Source organism: Paludibacterium yongneupense DSM 18731 (assembly GCF_000422925.1).
GTDB classification, from domain to species: Bacteria; Pseudomonadota; Gammaproteobacteria; order Burkholderiales; family Chromobacteriaceae; genus Paludibacterium; species Paludibacterium yongneupense.
In genome coordinates this window covers 86,301-103,872 of sequence record NZ_AUGZ01000010.1, presented here as the reverse complement: position 1 = coordinate 103,872, position 17,572 = coordinate 86,301, and the positions used below count along the sequence as shown (strand labels likewise).

14 protein-coding genes are annotated in these 17,572 nt (G+C 64.1%); 4 read left to right on the top strand and 10 right to left on the bottom strand.

Annotated elements, in window-relative coordinates; all coding sequences use genetic code 11:
• Positions 1-5: 5 nt before the first annotated feature.
• From G520_RS0106950 to G520_RS0106940, 3 genes are all read left to right on the top strand, one after another.
• A complete protein-coding gene (locus G520_RS0106950; protein ID WP_028535020.1) occupies positions 6-1,457 on the top strand; it encodes an efflux transporter outer membrane subunit in 1,452 nt (483 codons plus the stop codon).
• 370 nt (positions 1,458-1,827) lie between these two features.
• Positions 1,828-3,420 (top strand): ABC transporter permease, encoded by a 1,593-nt coding sequence (locus tag G520_RS0106945; RefSeq protein WP_246542705.1) that lies wholly within the window; start codon positions 1,828-1,830, stop codon positions 3,418-3,420.
• A gap of 19 nt (positions 3,421-3,439) precedes the next feature.
• Positions 3,440-4,741, top strand: coding sequence for an ABC transporter ATP-binding protein (locus G520_RS0106940; RefSeq protein ID WP_051229182.1), 1,302 nt, complete (start codon positions 3,440-3,442; stop codon positions 4,739-4,741).
• On the opposite strand, the gene cysS is transcribed toward G520_RS0106940, so the two are convergent.
• From cysS to G520_RS0106900, 8 genes are all read right to left on the bottom strand, one after another.
• Positions 4,716-6,113, bottom strand: a complete 1,398-nt coding sequence (gene cysS, locus G520_RS0106935) for a cysteine--tRNA ligase (RefSeq protein ID WP_028535017.1) — start codon at positions 6,111-6,113, stop codon at positions 4,716-4,718. The two genes, G520_RS0106940 and cysS, sit on opposite strands and share 26 nt — an antisense overlap.
• A 207-nt stretch (positions 6,114-6,320) precedes the next feature.
• Positions 6,321-7,571 carry a DUF3443 family protein gene (locus G520_RS21910; RefSeq protein ID WP_051229180.1) on the bottom strand — a complete coding sequence of 417 codons (1,251 nt, stop codon included), beginning with the start codon at positions 7,569-7,571 and terminating at the stop codon, positions 6,321-6,323.
• Between the two features lie 20 nt (positions 7,572-7,591).
• The gene (locus G520_RS0106925) at positions 7,592-8,017 is read right to left on the bottom strand and encodes a DUF2844 domain-containing protein (RefSeq protein ID WP_051229178.1); all 426 of its coding nucleotides are present in this window, start codon (positions 8,015-8,017) and stop codon (positions 7,592-7,594) included.
• 86 nt (positions 8,018-8,103) lie between these two features.
• Complete coding sequence (locus G520_RS0106920; RefSeq protein ID WP_051229176.1) at positions 8,104-10,221, bottom strand: putative bifunctional diguanylate cyclase/phosphodiesterase; 2,118 nt, start codon at positions 10,219-10,221, stop codon at positions 8,104-8,106.
• 13 nt (positions 10,222-10,234) lie between these two features.
• Entirely contained in the window at positions 10,235-12,619 is a 2,385-nt protein-coding gene (locus G520_RS21905) for a hybrid sensor histidine kinase/response regulator (protein ID WP_051229174.1), read from the bottom strand.
• A 171-nt stretch (positions 12,620-12,790) separates the two neighbouring features.
• Positions 12,791-13,204: an alternative ribosome rescue aminoacyl-tRNA hydrolase ArfB gene (gene arfB, locus G520_RS0106910; RefSeq protein WP_028535014.1), complete on the bottom strand. Its 414-nt coding sequence runs from the start codon at positions 13,202-13,204 to the stop codon at positions 12,791-12,793.
• Positions 13,205-13,268: 64 nt separating this feature from the next.
• Positions 13,269-14,456 carry an amino acid aminotransferase gene (locus G520_RS0106905; RefSeq protein WP_028535013.1) on the bottom strand — a complete coding sequence of 396 codons (1,188 nt, stop codon included), beginning with the start codon at positions 14,454-14,456 and terminating at the stop codon, positions 13,269-13,271.
• Between the two features lie 40 nt (positions 14,457-14,496).
• Positions 14,497-15,105: a 3'-5' exonuclease gene (locus tag G520_RS0106900; RefSeq protein ID WP_028535012.1), complete on the bottom strand. Its 609-nt coding sequence runs from the start codon at positions 15,103-15,105 to the stop codon at positions 14,497-14,499.
• A gap of 159 nt (positions 15,106-15,264) precedes the next feature.
• Between G520_RS0106900 and G520_RS0106895 the strand changes: the two genes are divergently transcribed.
• A complete protein-coding gene (locus tag G520_RS0106895) occupies positions 15,265-15,876 on the top strand; it encodes a hypothetical protein (RefSeq protein WP_028535011.1) in 612 nt (203 codons plus the stop codon).
• 10 nt (positions 15,877-15,886) lie between these two features.
• On the opposite strand, the gene acuI is transcribed toward G520_RS0106895, so the two are convergent.
• Both acuI and acuR read right to left on the bottom strand, forming a co-directional pair.
• Complete coding sequence (gene acuI / locus G520_RS0106890) at positions 15,887-16,870, bottom strand: acrylyl-CoA reductase (NADPH) (RefSeq protein WP_028535010.1); 984 nt, start codon at positions 16,868-16,870, stop codon at positions 15,887-15,889.
• A complete protein-coding gene (gene acuR, locus G520_RS21900; RefSeq protein ID WP_084637513.1) occupies positions 16,848-17,558 on the bottom strand; it encodes an acrylate utilization transcriptional regulator AcuR in 711 nt (236 codons plus the stop codon). The genes acuI and acuR overlap by 23 nt, the downstream gene beginning before the upstream one ends.
• Positions 17,559-17,572 lie beyond the last annotated feature (14 nt).

The window sequence follows — 17,572 nt, the reverse complement described above, 5'->3', positions numbered from 1 at the left end:
AGACGATGTTGACGAGAACCCGATTCTGGTTGCCACTGGTAGCCGCAAGCCTGGCCGGATGCGCGGTCGGTCCCGACTATGTCCGGCCGACGATCGACGTACCGGCCCGCTTCAAGGAAAGTGCGGGCTGGAAACCGGCCGCGCCGGCCGATGCCATCGCACGCGGACAGTGGTGGGAGGCCTATGGCGATGCCGGACTCAATGCGCTGGAAGCGCGCCTGGCCGCGTCGAATCAGACCATCGCGCAGGCCGAGGCCAACTACCGGCAGGCGACGGCATTGCTGGAGGAAGCGCGGGCCAGTTATAGCCCGACCGTGAGCGCGAGCGCCGCAGCGACCCGCTCCTCGGTCGGCAGCGGCAATCAGGGAACATCCTCGTCCGCGCTCAGCACCAGCTATAGCACGGCGCTGACCGCCAGCTGGGAGCCGGATCTGTGGGGAGGGGTGCGCCGCTCGGTCGAGGCCGGCCGCGCGAGCCAGGAGGCCAGCGCCGCCACGCTCGAATCGACGCGGCTAGCGCAGCAAGCGCAACTGGCGCTCAGCTATTTCCAGCTTTATATCGCCGATAGCCAGAAACGTTCCTTCGACGACAGCGTCGCGGCGTACCAGCAGCAACTCGATCTGACCCAGCACCAGTTCGACTCCGGCGTCGCTTCGCGCGCGGCGGTGGTGCAGGCGCAGAGTCAGCTCAAGAGCATGCAGGTCAGCGCCGTAGACGAGGCGTTGACGCGCGCCAAGCTTGTCCATGCCATCGCCGTACTGCTGGGCGAAAACCCGTCGTCGTTCGACTTGTCCGAGTTGAAGCAGGCTCCGCGCGTGCCCGCCACTCCGACCGGCGTGCCCTCCGAGCTGCTGCAGCGCCGCCCCGACATCGCCGTCGCCGAGCGCGACGTGGCCCAGGCCAATGCCAAGATCGGTGTGGCGCGTTCCGCCTGGTTTCCCTCCCTGACCCTGACCGGCAGCGGCGGCTACAAGAGTCCGTCCTACGCCAACTGGCTGACCTTGCCCTATCGCGTGTGGTCCATCGGCCCGCAGTTGGCGGCAACGCTGTTTGACGGCGGCTTGCGCAGCGCAGAGGATGCGGCGGCGGTAGCCAGCTACGATGCAAGCGTTGCCAATTATCGCGCAACGGTGCTCGCCGGGTTCCAGGACGTTGAAGACAATCTGGCCGGGCTCAGGCAACTGGAGCAGGAGCAGATTCTGGCGCAGGGCGCACTCGATGCGGCACGCGAGTCGGAAACCATCACCCTGAACCAGTACCGCGCCGGAACGGTCAGCTATCTGAGCGTGGTGACGGTGCAAGCCACCCGCCAGAGCGCGGAGCGCTCGTTGTATTCCATCGTCAACAATCGTCTGGCCGCCAGCGTCGGCCTGATCAAGGCCCTGGGCGGCGGCTGGCAAGCCGGAGACCCCGTCCACCCCGTCCCGTCAGCCGCGCAGTCGGAGCCGCGCGGCTGACGGCGCTCCGTCGCTTGCGATTGACTGTGCATTCCGAAAAAAACCCGTCGGCCGGGCGCCGACGGGTTTTTGCATCGTAAAATGCAATTCGCGGCGGGTTTACGCCAAAACTTAATATTGTGCGGCTACAATAACGCACGCACAGCCAACCCTGCGGCGTGCAGAAATGCCATCAACATTAAAAAACCTGCGACGATGACGGGGAAGTTAATATGAAACTAAACGGGGAATTGTCATGCGGATGATGATACCGGTGATACACGGTTCCGCGCGTCGTTTGATGCCTAACAGGTGGGATTTTGTCGCGTTTCCATTGATTTTATGCATTATTGTTTTAGGCAGCACCGGGTTCCGCGAGACTCTGGCGCCCTTGACGACCTTGCAGACGCAAACGATTTCGCTTGATCCGGCCGCGCTCCCCGGCTATGCGCTGCGCACGACCTTGCGCATGCTCGCCGCGATGCTTGCCTCGCTGGTGTTCAGCCTTGCCTACGGTACGCTGGCGGCCAAGAGCCGGCGTGCCGAAAAAGTCCTGGTGCCGATTCTGGATATTTTGCAGTCGGTGCCGGTGCTCGGCTATATCTCGTTCACGGTGACCTTTTTCATCGCCCTGTTCCCCGGGCGTGTGCTCGGCGCCGAATGCGCGGCTATTTTTGCCATTTTCACCAGTCAAGCATGGAATATGACGTTCAGCTTCTACCAGTCGATGCGGACGATTCCGCGCGATCTGAACGAAGTGTCGAGCAGTTTCCATCTCAGCGCCTGGCAGCGCTTCTGGAAGCTGGAAGTGCCCTTCTCTCTGCCCGGACTGATCTGGAACATGATGATGAGCATGTCCGGCGGCTGGTTTTTCGTCGTGGCATCCGAAGCGATCACGGTCGGCAACAAGAATATCGTCCTGCCGGGCATCGGCGGCTATCTGGCGCAGGCCATTGCCGCCCGCGATCTGGGGGCGGTCGGCTGGGTGATCCTGACCATGACGCTGGTGATCCTGCTGTACGACCAGTTCCTGTTCCGGCCTCTGGTCGCCTGGGCCGACAAATTCCGCATGGAGGACACCGCATCGCAAGCGGCGCCGCAGTCCTGGCTGCTCGACTTGATCCGGCGCGCGCGCCTGATCCAGTGGCTGCTGCGGCCGCCGGGGCAGCTGGTGCTGTGGCTGGCCAAGCTTCCGCTGCGGCTGCCATTTGGGCATGCGGCGGCGGGATCGGTGCGCAAGCCGTCCCGCGGCGGCGATCTGCTGTGGAACGTGCTGGTGCTGCTGGCGACCGTGTTTTTTCTGTGGCGGGTCGTGTCCTTCGTCGGCCAGGAAGTCGGCCTGAGCGAGGTCATGCATGTCTTCGGGATGGGGCTGGCCACCCTGGTGCGCGTGCTCGTGCTCATCGCGCTCGCCTCGCTTGTATGGGTGCCGCTGGGGGTCATGATCGGCTTGCGCCCGCACCTGGCGCAGCGAATTCAGCCCTTGGCCCAGTTTTTGGCGGCCTTTCCGACCAATCTGCTGTTCCCGATTTTCGTCGTCGGCATCGTGTACTTTCACGCGAATCCCGATATCTGGCTGAGTCCGTTGATCGTGCTGGGTACCCAGTGGTACATCCTGTTCAATGTGATCGCCGGGGCCTCGGCCTTCCCCAATGACTTCCGCGAGGCGGCGACCAATTTCCGCATCCGCGGCTGGCAATGGTGGCGCAAGGTCATTCTGCCGGGGATCATGCCCTACTATATTACGGGTGCGATCACCGCTTCGGGCGGAGCATGGAACGCAAGCATCGTGTCTGAGCTCGTATCCTGGGGGAATACCCGAATCGAAGCGTACGGGCTCGGTGCCTACATCGCCCGCACCACCGCCGCCGGCGATTTTCCCAAGATCATTCTCGGCATTGCGGTGATGTCCTTGTTCGTGGTGCTGTTCAACCGCCTGTTGTGGCGCCCGATGTACGCCTACGCCGAAAGCAAGCTGAACTAATCAGGAAAGAATTCCAGTCATGCAAAGCACCTCGCAACAACAGATTCTGGCCGTCAACGATGTCGGCTGCGGTTTCGACAAGGCGCAACAAGGAGAGCTCAAGGTTCTCGACGGTGTCAATCTGACGCTGAAAGAGGGCGAGATTGTCGGGCTGCTCGGGCGCTCCGGCTCCGGGAAATCGACCCTGCTGCGTATCATCGCCGGTCTGATCAAACCGACCGAGGGGCATGTCGAGTATTGCGGCAAGCCGCTGTCGGGCCCGGCCGAAGGCGTGGCCATGGTGTTCCAGACGTTTGCGCTATTCCCGTGGCTGACGGTGCTCGAGAACGTCGAGGCGGGGCTGGAGGCGCTGGGAGTCGCGGCGAAGGAGAGACGCGAACGCGCGTTGTCGGCCATCGACCTGATCGGTCTGGACGGTTTCGAAAACGCCTATCCGCGCGAGTTGTCGGGCGGCATGCGCCAGCGCGTCGGTTTTGCGCGGGCGCTGGTGGTCAATCCGACCCTGTTGCTGATGGACGAACCGTTCTCCGCGCTCGACGTTCTGACGGCGGAGACCTTGCGTACCGATATGCTCGATTTGTGGAACGCCGGCAGCATGCCGATCAAGTCGGTGCTGATCGTGACCCATAACATCGAGGAAGCGGTATTCATGTGCGACCGCATCCTGCTGCTGTCGTCCAATCCGGGCCGTGTCGGCGCCGAAATCGTCGTCCCTTTCCCGCACCCGCGCAACCGGCTGGCGCCGGCCTTCCGCCAACTGGTGGATGATATCTACGCCAAGATGACCGCGCGCAAGCAGACGGCCGGCGCGCCGCGCAGCGAACTGCATATCGGCAGCTGGATGCCGGCCGTATCGACCAACTTGCTGGCCGGTCTGATCGAGACCCTGGCGGTGGCCCCCTATCACGGACGCGCCGACTTGCCGGAACTCGCAAGCAGCCTGCGGCTGGAAGTGGACGATCTGTTCCCGGTGGCCGAGTTCCTGCAACACCTCGGTTTTGCCGAGGTGTCGGAAGGCGATATCGCCCTGACCATGCCTGGACGCCTGTTCGCCGAAGAGGGCACCCAGGCGCGCAAGCTGAGATTCGCCGAGATGTTGCTGCGTGCGATTCCGCTCGCCAACCATATCCGCACCGTTCTCAACGAGCGGCCGGGGCAGCGGGCGCCGCTAGACCGCTTCAAGCAGGAGCTCGAAGACTTCCTCAGCGACCAGGCCGCCGAAGAAACGCTGTCCGCCGTGATCGACTGGGGCCGCTACGCCGAGATCTTCTCCTATAACGACCAGTCCGAAATGTTCAGCCTGGAAGACGTCGAGGCATAAGCCTGGGCCCGGCTGGCGTGTCGTCGACGCGCCAGCCCATTTCCTCGATGGCTGCGCGCAAGCGATCCGCCTCCTGCCACTGGCGCGCCCCGCGCGCCGCTTCCCTTGACTGCGCGAGTTCCCGTGCCCGCGCGGGCGCGTCTTCGCGGCGCCAGTGTTCGAGTCCGAGTCCCAGCACCGCATCCAGAGCCAGCAGCGTCGCCCGCCGCTCGGCCGGCGGCAGGGGGCCGCGCGCGACTTCCCAGGCCAGCGCCAGTGCTCGCGGCAGGTTGAGGTCGTTATCGATCTCGAGCGCGAACCGGGCCATGAGGGCGGCGTCGGGCTGGCCGCCGTCCGGCGCGTCGGCTGCCGCCTCGCGCAGGCGGTCGAGCGCGGTCTGCGCGGCGGCCAACCCTTCCCAGCTGAACTCGAGTTGATGGCGGTAGTGCGCGGTCAGACAGAGATAGCGGTAGGCAAGCGCATCGAAGCCGCGCGCGAGCAGGCTGTCCAGGCGCAGAAAGTCGCCGCTCGACTTTGACATCTTGCCGGCCTCTCCGCCCTGTTCGGGGCGGACTTTCAGAAAATAGCCGTGCATCCACCGCCGTGCGCCGCGGCCTCCGTGACAGGCCTGATTCTGTGCGATCTCGTTGCTGTGGTGCACGGGGATGTGGTCTTCGCCGCCGCAATGAATGTCGAAGTCGTCGCCGAGATAGCGACGCGCCATGGCCGAGCACTCGATATGCCAGCCAGGAAAGCCGCGGCCCCACGGGCTATCCCATTCCATCTGCCGCCGTACGCCGACCGGACTGAATTTCCACAAGGCGAAATCGGTGGCCGTGCGTTTCTGGCCGCTGTCGACCCGGATGCCGGCCGCCAGCCCGTCGCGGTCCAGCCTGGCGAGAAAGCCGTAGTCGGCGATGCGGCTGCTGTCGAAATAGATGCCGTCATCGGTGCGGTAGGTATAGCCGCGTGCAGCTAGGTCGCCGATGAAGGCGATTTGTTCTGCGATGTGCTCGCTCGCGCGGCACCAGACCGCGGGGGGGAGCAGGTTGAGCCGTTCCCAGTCGCGACGAAACGCGGCGAGGAAATAGTCGGCGATCTCCAGTGCCGGGCGTCCGTGGCGGCGGCTGCCTTTCTCCATCTTGTCTTCGCCGCTGTCGGCATCGCTGGTGAGATGGCCGACGTCGGTGACATTGATGACATGGCGCACGGCGTGGCCGTTGAACTCCAGTGCCCGGCGCAGCCAGTCTTCGAACAGATAGGTGCGCAGATTGCCGATATGCGCATAGTCGTACACCGTCGGTCCACAGCAGTAGAGGCCGACCGCCGTCCGGGACGAGGGCGTGAAAGGGACGAGCGCGCGTTGCCAGGTATCGTACAGTACGAGGGCCATAGTCTTGAATCCTGAGGGCGTAGCCGGCGGCGGAGGCCGCGCTTGGCGAAAACGGGAGCGAAAAGGACGACGTCAGTTGTCAGCGCGGACAACAGCAGGCAAGGCGGAGGGAGAATGCGGTGCAGGAAAGCATGAATCTATGGTAACGGCGGTGCCGCCGTCGGGTCAAGCCCGCCGTCCGGCCCGCGCGGGGCCGGACGGCGGCGGTCACAGCACTTTGACCGTACTGCTGGTAGCGCCGATGCTGGCGATATAAACGAATATGCTGCGCCCGAAAAAGAAAGGCAGTCCGAGGTCTATCTGCGAGCTGGTGTAGGCGGCCAGATCGTCGAACGCGGTGTTGTTGCCGCTGTTGCTGGCGAACAGGGTACTGGCATTGGCTACGGTGAAGCTGACCCCCGTGCCGCCGCCGACGGCGATGGTCAGGGCCTGCGAGCCGGAGGGGCAGTACCATGACGAGCTGCTGCAGCGGGTCAGGGAGGAGGGGAAGAAGGCGCCGTTCGAGCCGCTATCGATAAAGCTGGTCGAGGACGAACTGATCGTGCTGCCGCCCGAGCTGATGGTCGTCGTCGCCGACATGTCGCCGTACTGGTCGGTAGCATGGCTGCTGGCACCGCTCGATGAATTATTGGACTGGGTATCGATGCCGAAATACAGCGTGCCGCTGGCCGAGGTGGCGCCGGTGCCGCTGATCGTGGGCAAGGTCAGCACGCTGCCGTTGGTGTTGGTGCTGCTGAACCAGGCGATAGGGTTGGGGATCTGCGAACCGGTCGCTTGCGTGATCGCGGTGCAGGTTGCGGAGCTGCTGCTCGAGGTGCAACTGAAATAATGCTGCTGGTCGATAGGCAGGTTGTTGATGCCGAGAATGCCGTTCGCGCCGAGCAGTCCCGGGCTGCCCATATTGCTGCCATAAGCGGTGCAGGACGAACCGATGGTCGCGAAGCTGGAATTGTCGTTGATGACCTGAATCGGAATCGCGGTGGAGGTGACTTCGCCGGCGAGCCTCACATAGGCGGTCTTGACCGCACCCCAGGTGACGCCCGAGCCGAAGGCCGCGCACTCGCCGACCGGGTTGCCGCCGCTGGTCTGCGCGCTGAGACTGATTGCGCCGAGCGTGGACGCAAACAAGCGCAGTCCGGTCGAGCCGGTATCGAGCAGTACGTTGTTGACGGTCGTACACTGGCTGGTATCGCTGCTTGCGCACACCTTCACCGAAACATAGGGGATATTGAGGAAAGTGGAGGTGCCGCCGGTCGCACCGCAGACGCTGACCGGGATCGAGTTGCCCGACGACGCTGCCGTGCTGGTGCAGGTCGTGCTCAACGCGACGTTGCTGCTCGTCGTGGACGACGAGCTGGAACTGCCCGAGCTGCCGCTGCTCGAACTGTCTCCGCCGCCGCCGCCACCGCCACAGGCCGTGATAAACAGAACCAGGATCAGCCATCCCCAACGTATCATCGCTCTTTACCTTGTAATCGTTACTGGATCGACGTCGTGTCGAAGCCGTCGGGAAGCCGGGATTTGAGCCAGGCGCGGCCGACATAAGCGCCCATATGGCCGCCGGTTTCCACTTCGAGGTCGCCGCTCGCGCGATGGCCGAGCGCGTTCAAGCTGCTGCGGGCCTGGGCCGCGCTCTGGAAGCTGGAATAGCTCGAGCCGAAAATCTGTTGCAGGTTGGGCATGGCGGGTCCGTTCCAGGCGACGGCAAACACGATACCCGCGCTGGTGACGTACTCGCGCAGGTGCAAGCCGGTGCCATCCACGGTCTCGCGCTGGGTATAGTTGCCGGACGTCACCGCGCTGAGCACGCGCTGACCGCTGGCGGGGGTGGCCAATTGGTCGCCCAGCGCCGCGAGCGCGGGCGTCGTCAACGTCAGGCTGGCGAGGAAAAGGAGGGTTTTCATCACGGATCCCATGTTAATCACCTGAATATTATATGTAAAAACAATCAATCATTGGTAAATATGAGATCAATATCGTACAAGGGTGTTCAGTTGGCGTGGTTAAAGCGTTCGAAGAGGGCGGGGACCGACTCGGAGGGGATAGGCTGGGATAGTAGAAAGCCCTGTACCGCGTCGCAGGACAGAGTGCGCAGGATAGCGAGTTGGGCGTCGGTTTCGACGCCTTCGGCGATGACGGACAGGCCGAGATGATGCGCAAGCGAGATGATGGCCGCAGCGATGGCTGCATCCTTGCCTCCGTCGACGATCCTGGAGATGAAGGATATGTCGATTTTGACGGTATCGACGCCGGACTCCAGCAGACGAGCGGGCGAGGAGTCGCCGCTGCCGAATTCGTCTATGGCCAGTCGTATGCCGAGACGTTTGATCTCGGCCAGACTGGCGCTGTTTTTCATCAGGATGCTTTCGATAACTTCCACCTCGAGCATGCCGGGTTCGAGCGCGTTGTCGCCCAGCGCGCGGGCGAGTGTGGCCACCAAGTCGCCGTTGTCGAACTGGCGTGGCGACAGATTGATCGCAAGCGGGCAGTCATCCGGCATAAGGCCCGCTTCGCGCCAGAGCCTGCGCTGGCGGGCGGCACCGGAGATGATCCAGTCGCCGACAGCGCCAATCAGTCCGGTCTGCTCGAGCAGAGGAACGAACAGTCTCGGCGAGACGGTGCCGGTTATCAGATTATTGTCCCAGCGTATCAGCGTCTCGATACCGCGCACGCGCATGCCGTCGATGCTGAACTGCGGTTGGTAGTGCAGGCCAAATTCGTGATTGTCCAGAGCCCGCTGCAGTCCCTGCTCCAGCATGACCCTGGCACGCGCCCTGATCGTCATGTCCGATGTGAAAAACTGGTAGGCGTTGCGACCGCCGTTCTTGGCGCGGTACATCGCCAGATCGGCTGCCAGCATCAGTTGATCGGAGTCCTGGCAATTATCGGGGTATAAGGCGATGCCTATGCTCGCACTGAGCATGAGCTCGCGTCCTTGCGCCAGATAGGGCTGCTTGAGCTGTTCCAGCATCTTGCCCGCGATCAGGCCGCAATTTTCGATTTCGTCCAGATCATCGATGACGACCGTAAATTCGTCGCCGCCCAGGCGCGCCACGACATCCTTGGATCTGACCACGTGCCGCAGCCGTTGTGCCACCTCGATCAGGATCTTGTCGCCGCAATCGTGCCCCAGCGTATCATTGATCGTCTTGAAGTGATCGAGATCGATGTAGATCAGCGCCACATGCCGGTTGTTGCGCTGCGCGCGCTGCAGGCAGCGCGACAGCGCCTGCTTGAAGCCGTTGCGGTTGGCCAACCCTGTCAGGTGGTCGGTGATCGCTTGCAGGCGCAGTTGTTCTTCCAGGGCCTTGCGTACGCTGATGTCCTGAAACACAACGACCGATCCGCGCTGCCGCCCTGTCAGCGGCGAGCAACTGAGGGTGACCGGCAGCCATTCGCCGTTGTGCCGGTAGAGCCGCGCGTCGTCGAGCCGGAATTCGCACATTTCCGTCCAGAAGCGATAGAACATCGTCTGTTGCCACGGGGTATCGTCATTATCGCGGCACAGTTCGGCGAAGTTGCTGCCGATCAGGCTGTCATCTCCTGCACTGAGCAGGCGCATCGCCATCGGATTGGCGAAGTTGACCGTGCCGGCGGCGTCGATGCCGAGCACGCCTTCTCCGGCAGCGTTGAGCATCGCCGCATAGAAGGCCTTTTGCAGGTCCAGTTCGCTGCACACCTCTTGCAGACGCCGCTTGTAACCATCGAGTTCGAGGAATTGCCGCACCTTGCTGCGCAACACCGGCGCTTGGATCGGCTTCAGGATGTAGTCGATGGCGCCCGACTGATAGCCGTTTAGCTGGGCGACTTCGTCGCGGGCATGGGCGGTAACGAACAGGGTCGGGATATGCCGCGTGCGCCGGTTGCTGCGCATCAGCTGCAACACCTCGTAGCCATCCATCTCCGGCATCTGCACATCGAGCAGCACCAGCGCGATGTCGTGATTGAGCATCAGTTCCAGCGCGTCCTGGCCCGAGCCTGCGGTGTGCAGGTCGGCGCCGCAGTCTTCAAGTATGGCGCACATGGACGTCAGGTTTTCCACCCGGTCGTCGACCAGCAGAACAATGGGGCCCGGGCGGACCGCAGGCGGCAAGGCGGCAATGGGCATGCTTTATTACCGCCTAGCACAATAGCTGCTTGATGCGTTCGAGCAACACGCTGCTGGAAACCGGCTTGGCCAGGTAGTCGTTGGCGCCGGCCTCCAGGCATTTTTCGCGGTCGCCCTTCATCGCCGAAGCGGTGACGGCGAGGATGGGCTTGTCGAACTTGAGGTCGCGCCGCAGGAAGGCGGTTGCCTGATAGCCATCCAGCACCGGCATCATCATATCCATCAACACCAGGTCGATTTCGGTATGCTCGGCGACGGCGCGCAGGGCTTCCTCGCCGTTGCGTGCAATGTGAACCGCCATGCCCGCATCTTCGAGCAGGCTGCTCATCGCGTAGACATTGCGGATGTCGTCGTCCACCAGCAGGATGGTCCGCTCGGGCCGTTCTGTCGTGTCGGAGTCCGGCTGCGGCAGGGGCGGCGGCGGCGGGGCGGCCTGCAGCAGCTGGCGCCGCAGATTGCTGAATACGCGTGCCAGCTGTAGCGTATCGACCGGCTTGACCAGGTAGCCGGCGGCTTCCGTCACTGTTGACGGCCGGTCCAGGCAGGTGATGATCTGGATTGGCATGCCGCCGAGCTGCGGGTCGTGACGTACGCCCTCGATCAGTTTCCAGCCGCTCATATCGGGCAGCAGGATGTCGACGATCATGGCGTCGGGCTGCAGTTGCGCCAAGGCGTCCTGGCAGTCGCGGCCGGTATGCCGGACATGCGGATCGAAGTCGTGCTCCCGTGCCGATTCCGCCATCACTTCGGCAAAGTTGGTATCGTCTTCGACGATCAGGATCTTGAACGTGCGCGTCTCTCCGTCCTCGGGCAGGGCCGGGAGGGCCGGCGGGGAGATCGCCGGCGGGGGGGCTTCGATGTCCGAGCTCAGCGGCAGGCTCAAGGTGAAGGTGCTGCCCAGGCCGGGCTGGCTATCCAGCGTCAATTCGCCGCCGAGCAGGGTCGCCAGCTGGCGCGAGATGGCCAGCCCGAGACCACTGCCGCCGACCTTGCGGCTGACCGAGCCATCCAGTTGCTGGAAGGCCTGGAAGATCATTTCATGCTTGTCGGCCGGGATGCCGGGGCCGGTGTCGGTGACCGCGATCGAGAACTGTCCGTGGCCCGGGCCGTGCAGCATGCGCAGATGGACCTGGCCGCCGCTGTCGCTGAACTTGACCGCGTTGGAAAACAGGTTCTTGACGATCTGATAGACGCGCTGAAAATCGATGACGACGACGGCCGGCGTATCCGGCTCCATTTCGAAGCTCAGTCGTATCTGGCGACTGTCCGCCATCGGCCGCAAGACTTCGCGAAGGTGGGCGATGAAATCGGCCAGAATGACTTTTTCCGGATGCACGGGCATCCGGCCGGCTTCGATGCGCGACAGATCGAGAATATCGTTGATCAGCGCGAGCAGATCCTCGCCCGATTTGTGGATGATGTCGGCAAACTCGCTCTGTCGCGGCGTCAGCCGCTCTTTCTGTCCGTCGCGCAGCTGTTCGCTCAGCAGCAGGATGCTGTTGAGCGGGGTGCGCAGTTCATGCGACATATTGGCCATGAATTCGGATTTGTAGCGGCTGGCCAGCGAGACTTGCTCGGCGTGTTCGCGAAAACGCTGCTCCACCGCCTTGCGCTCGGAAATGTCGATGATCGCGCTGAGTACCATCGTGCCTTCGGCGGTCTGCAAGGGGTTGAGGCCGATCTCGATCGGAAACTCGGAGCCGTCCTTGCGCCGACCGTACAGGTCGCGACCGGCGCCCATTGCGCGGGTACTGGCGTCGTGCATGAAGGTTTCGCGGTAGGAGCCGTGCCTTTCGCGGTAACGCTGCGGCAGCAGCATGTCGACATTCATCCCCAGCAGCTCCTGCCGCGAATAGCCGAAGCAGGTCTCGGCCTGTGAGTTGACCAGGACGATGCGACCGCTGGCATCGACCATGACCATGGCATTGGGCGCCGCCTCGACCATCAGCCGGAAGCGCTCCTCGCTCTTGCGGCGCTCGGAGAGATCGACGATGGAGGCCAGCACCAGCGTCTCGCCGGAGACCGTGAGCGGACTGAGCCCGATTTCCACCGGAAATTCGCTTCCATCCTTGCGTCGGGCGAACAGCTCGCGTCCTGTTCCCATCGCCCGGTGGCTGGCGGCGTGCAGGAAGGCGGTACGATCGGACAAGTGCTGCGTGCGGTAGCGTTCGGGAACCAGCATTTCGATCGGCCGTCCGATCAGTTCGTCGCGCGGGTAGGCGAACCATTCTTCGCAGTGTGAATTGGTATAGGCGATCGTGCCGTTGGAGCGAACGAGCACGACCGCGTTCGAGACGGCTTCGATGATCCGGTCCAGCAGCGCCGCGTCACGCATCGCGTACCGGGTGTGTAGGCCGAAGACGCCGACAAGCCGGCGGAAAAAACCAGCGAAGCCCATCTCACTCTCCTGGATTGTCGTGACGAGCGCTAGCCTGCCCTTGTCTAGGCGGAGCAGCAGGACGGGCTGGCTCCGACAGCACGGGGTGCCACTATCCGGTGCAGCCTAACGCGAGGTGAATTGACTTATGTCAATGGTGGTTTGATTCTAGGATGAAAAACGCGAATGCGCTTACTCGAAATTCTTGCCGCGTCCGAGCTTGATCTGGCTGCGGCGGGTTTTGTCGGCCATCCGCTGCTGGCGCGCTCGCCGGCTCGGGCGCGTCGCCTTGCGCGGCGCCTCCTGCTGCGTCGCGTCGCGGATCAAAGCGATCAGCCGTTCAAGCGCGTCGGCGCGATTGAGCTCAAGGCTGCGGAAGCGCTGCGCCTTGATCACGATTACGCCATCCTTGCTGATGCGCTGGTCGTCGTGGTGCAGCACCATCGCCTTGGCTTCCGGGGGTAGCGAGGAGGCCAGGACGTCGAAACGCAGGTGGATCGCGCACGAGACTTTATTGACATTCTGCCCGCCCGCGCCCTGGGCACGGATCATGCTGAAGCTGACGTCGCGTTCATCCAGCCAGAGTCGTTCGCGTATGAGGTGCATGCTGATTCATCCCCGCCTCCCGGCCGCGCGCAATCGGGCGGACGGGAGGCGTCGGCTTCGCGGGTCAGACCTTGGAGAAGGCCTCGGCCACGCGAATGGCGTTTTTGGTATTGAGCCCGGCCAGGCACATGCGCCCGGTTCCGACCAGATAAACGGCGTGTTCGTGGCGCAGCCGGTCCACCTGTTCAGGTGAAAAACCGGTGTAGCTGAACATGCCGCGCTGGGTCAGCAGATGGCTGAAGTCGGCGTGCGGCAACGCGTTCTTGAGAACGTCGAACAAGGTGCGGCGCATGGCCTGAATGCGGGTGCGCATCTGGTCGACTTCGGCTTCCCACTGCGAGCGCAGAGCGTCGTCCAGCAGGACGGTGGCGACCAGATGAGCGCCGTGCCGCGGGGGGCTCGAGTAATTGCGGCGCACGGTGAACTTGAGCTGGCCCAGAACGCGGGTGGCTTCGGCAGCATCCGCGCACACGATGCTCAAGCCGCCGCAGCGTTCGCCGTACAGCGAGAAGATCTTGGAGAAGGAGTTGGAAACCAGAAACGATACCCCGGCCGCGGCCATCGCGCGGATGGCGTAGGCGTCCTGCTCGATGCCGGCGCCGAAGCCCTGGTAGGCGATGTCCATGAACGGTATCAGCTCGCGCTTCACCGCCACGGCGATCAGGCGGTCCCATTGCTCCGTCGTCAGGTCGGAACCGGTCGGATTATGGCAGCACGGGTGCAACAGCACGATGGAACGCGCCGGCAGGCCACCGATACAGTCGAGCATGGCCTCGAAGTTGACCTTGCGCGTGGCGGCATCGAAGTAGGGGTAGCGCTTGACGGTGAGGCCGGAGCCTTCGAAGATCGACACATGGTTGTCCCAGGTCGGATCGCTGACCCAGACCCCGGAGTCCGGGAAATAGCGTTTCAGCAGGTCGGCGCCGACCTTGAGCGCGCCGGAGCCGCCGAGCGTCTGAATCGTGGCGATGCGACCGTCGAGGACGGCGGGGTGCCCGGCGCCGAACACGAAGGCCTGGGTTGCGCGACGGTAGTCGGCGAGGCCTTCCATCGGCAGGTAGCCGCAGGGGGAGGGCGCGGCAGCCAGACGCCGTTCGGCTTCGGCGATGGCTTGAAGACGCGGCAGTCGGCCTTCTTCATCGTAGTACAGTCCGATGCCGAGATTGACCTTCTCCTGGCGCGGGTCCTGCTGGTACGACTCCATCAGCGATAGGATGGGGTCGCCGGCATAAGCTTCGACATGTTCGAACACGTGCGTTACTCCAAACTTGATAGGGGGATCGTACACGGTATCATGTGGCAAGCCGGTTCAGGAAGTCTGGCATACGCGCTTTGGCCACATTTCCAAGTCGGCATAGCAACGCATGGTCGACGCGGGCGATGCCGTGGCGTTCGCGCAGCATGCGTTCCAGGTGGGCGACGAGCCAGGCCGCCATTTCGGCGTCGGCCAGCGCCCGGTGCGCGCGGCCGGTGGCGGGCAGGGCGAGTTGCCTGGCCAGCGTGCCCAGCTTGTGGTTGGGGACGTCCGGCAGCAGGCGGCGCGCGAGGCGCATCGAGCAGGCAAATTCCTGCCGCCGCGCGAGGCCGAGGCGGGCGAGCTCCGCGTCCCAGAACTTCTGGTCGAACGAAGCGTTATGGGCGACCAGAGGCGTTGCTCCGACGAAAGCGGCCGCTTCGGCCATGACGTGCCGGGCGGGCGGGGCGGCGCGCAACATCGCATTGCTGATGCCGGTGAGCTGCTCGATAAACGGCGGTACGACGACGCCCGCGTTCATCAGGCTCTGATAGCGGTCGACGATGGCGCCGTCCTCGAGTAACACGATAGCGATTTCGGTGGCGCGGCAGCCGCTGGCGGGCGAGAGACCGCTGGTTTCGAAGTCGATGACGGCAAGGCGTTCCAAGCGGGGCTCCATGGCGGTGACGGGAGCGCTATTGTCGCATAGGCGTCGCCATCGCGATGCATGCCGTACTCCCGGTTACAGAGCGTTACCATTTGCCACAAACTTAATCCGGCCCGGCGGGTCTATTTTTAAGAGACCGGCCCGTCGAGGATCGCTGTGATGAAAAAAACGTACCTGTTCGCCGCCCTGCTGGGTGGCGGTCTCGCCATCGGCGCGGCCGCCATGATCGGGCGCGGCGCGGCGGGCACGGCTCAGCACGTCCTGGCCGCCGACCCGAAGCCGGCGAGAGGGGCGCCACTCGCCGGCCCTGCTCCTGCCTCGGCGCCGCGCGCGGAGGCGTCTGCTCCTGAGTACGCCAGAATAGTGAAAGTGGTCCCGATCCGCCGCATCACGTCAACCGCCCGTGCTCCCTGCCTGCGGCCATCGGCCATGCCGGCCGAAGACGACAGCATGGCGTCCAGCCTGGCTGACAGTCTGACCGGCAGTGTGCTGGATGCGGTGCTGGGGACGACAACCGACGATGGCACCGATGCCGCGGCGCTGATCCAGCCGCCCGACGAGGCCAGGCCCGCGCGCGCGGGCAGCACCCTGCCGCAGCGCCAGGCCGCCGCCGGCAAAGGGTGCGATTCGGTGCTGCTGGCTTCCAGCCGCATTGTCGGCTACGACATCAGATACAGCCTCGACGGCGTCGAGCATACGATACGCAGCAAAACCCGCCCTTCGTCGGCACGAGTGCCGGTCAAGGGCGGGCATTTGCAACTGCCGGGCTGAACCGGCCCGTCTAGCGCGACACGTCCACGACCACCCGCCCCTGAATCGTCCCCGCCAGCAGTTCGCCTGCGACGGCGATGGCCTCGCTCAGGCCGATTTCGCGCGTGATGCCGGCCAGCAGCGCGGGATCGAGATCGCGCGCCAGCCTTTGCCAGGCCAGTTCGCGCTCCGCCAGCGGGCAGAACACGCTATCGATGCCGGCCAGCGTGACGCCGCGCAGGATGAAGGGGGCGACGGTGGCCGGGAGGTCCATGCCCTGGGCCAGACCGCAGGCGGCGACGACGCCGCGGTAGCGCGTGCTCGCGCAGACATTGGCCAGGGTATGGCTGCCGACGGTGTCGACCGCCCCCGCCCAACGCTCGCGAGCGAGGGGCTTGCCCGGGGCGTTGAATTCGGTGCGGTCGATCACCGTGCTCGCGCCCAGCGTTTTGAGATAGCCGGCGCTGGCGGGACGCCCGCTGGCAGCGACCACGGTGTAGCCGAGCCGGGCCAGCAAGGCGACGGCGACGCTGCCGACGCCCCCGGCTGCGCCGGTGACCAGGATCTCGCCGTGTTCGGGGCGCACGCCGTGTTTTTCGAGTGCCATCACGCAGAGCATCGCGGTATAGCCGGCGGTGCCTATTTCCATCGTCTGCCGCGCGCTGAACGCGGCCGGCGGCTTGATCAGCCACTCGCCCTTGAGCCGCGCGCGCTCGGCCAGCCCGCCCCAATGCACTTCGCCCACGCCCCAGCCATTCAGTACGACGCGCTCGCCGATCCGGAAGTCGGGATGGCTGCTGTCTTCGACCACCCCCGCGAGGTCGACGCCCGGCACCATCGGAAAGCGGCGCACCACCGGTCCCTTGCCGGTGATGGCGAGACCGTCTTTATAGTTGAGCGTGGAATACTCGACTTTGACGGTGACATCGCCTTCCGGCAACTGCGCTTCGTCCAGTTCGGTCAGATGACTGCGATAGCCGGCGTCGTCTTTTTCAATCAGGATGGCTTTGAACATGAGGGTCCTCAACGGTAGGAACAGAATCTGCGGTCGCGGCCGGTGCACGATCCGGGCGGCCAAGCAATGAAAAAAACTGGGCGGCGAACACGGTCAGCGGCTCGGCGTCCTGCACCAGTTTTGCCTGCAACACCGCGCCTTCCCAGCCCATCCAGAAAAAGCCGGCCAGCGCCAGGCAATCGGTTTCGGCCGCGATCTCGCCGTCCGCGCGCGCGGCCTCGAGACAGGTGCAGACACGTTGCCGCCAGCCGGCGAACGCCTGCTGCAGGCGCAGGCGGAAGCCTTCGTGCAAGGAGGCGAGTTCCTGTGCCAGGTTGCCGATCAGGCAGCCACGGCGGAAATCATGGCGGCGCATGCCGTCCATGCCCTCCTGCATGAAGGCGGCCAGCCGGGTCAGCGGCGGAGTCCCGGGGGCGAGCAACAGGCGGTCGAGTTTGCGGCAGAAACAGGCATCGTAATTGTCGACCACCAGCAGACCGAACGTGTCCTTGCTGGCGAAATAATGATAGAAGGAGCCTTTGGCGACACCGGCGCGCTTGAGCATCTCGTCGAGTCCGGTGCTGAGGAAGGCCTTTTCTGTCAATAATTCGGTGCCGCAGCGGATCAGTGCCTCCCGCGTTTCCTGACGCGAGGGCGCGATTCGCGGAGGACGACCCCGCTGGCGCGGGGCGGAAGTCGATGCTGTCATGCACCAATAATAAA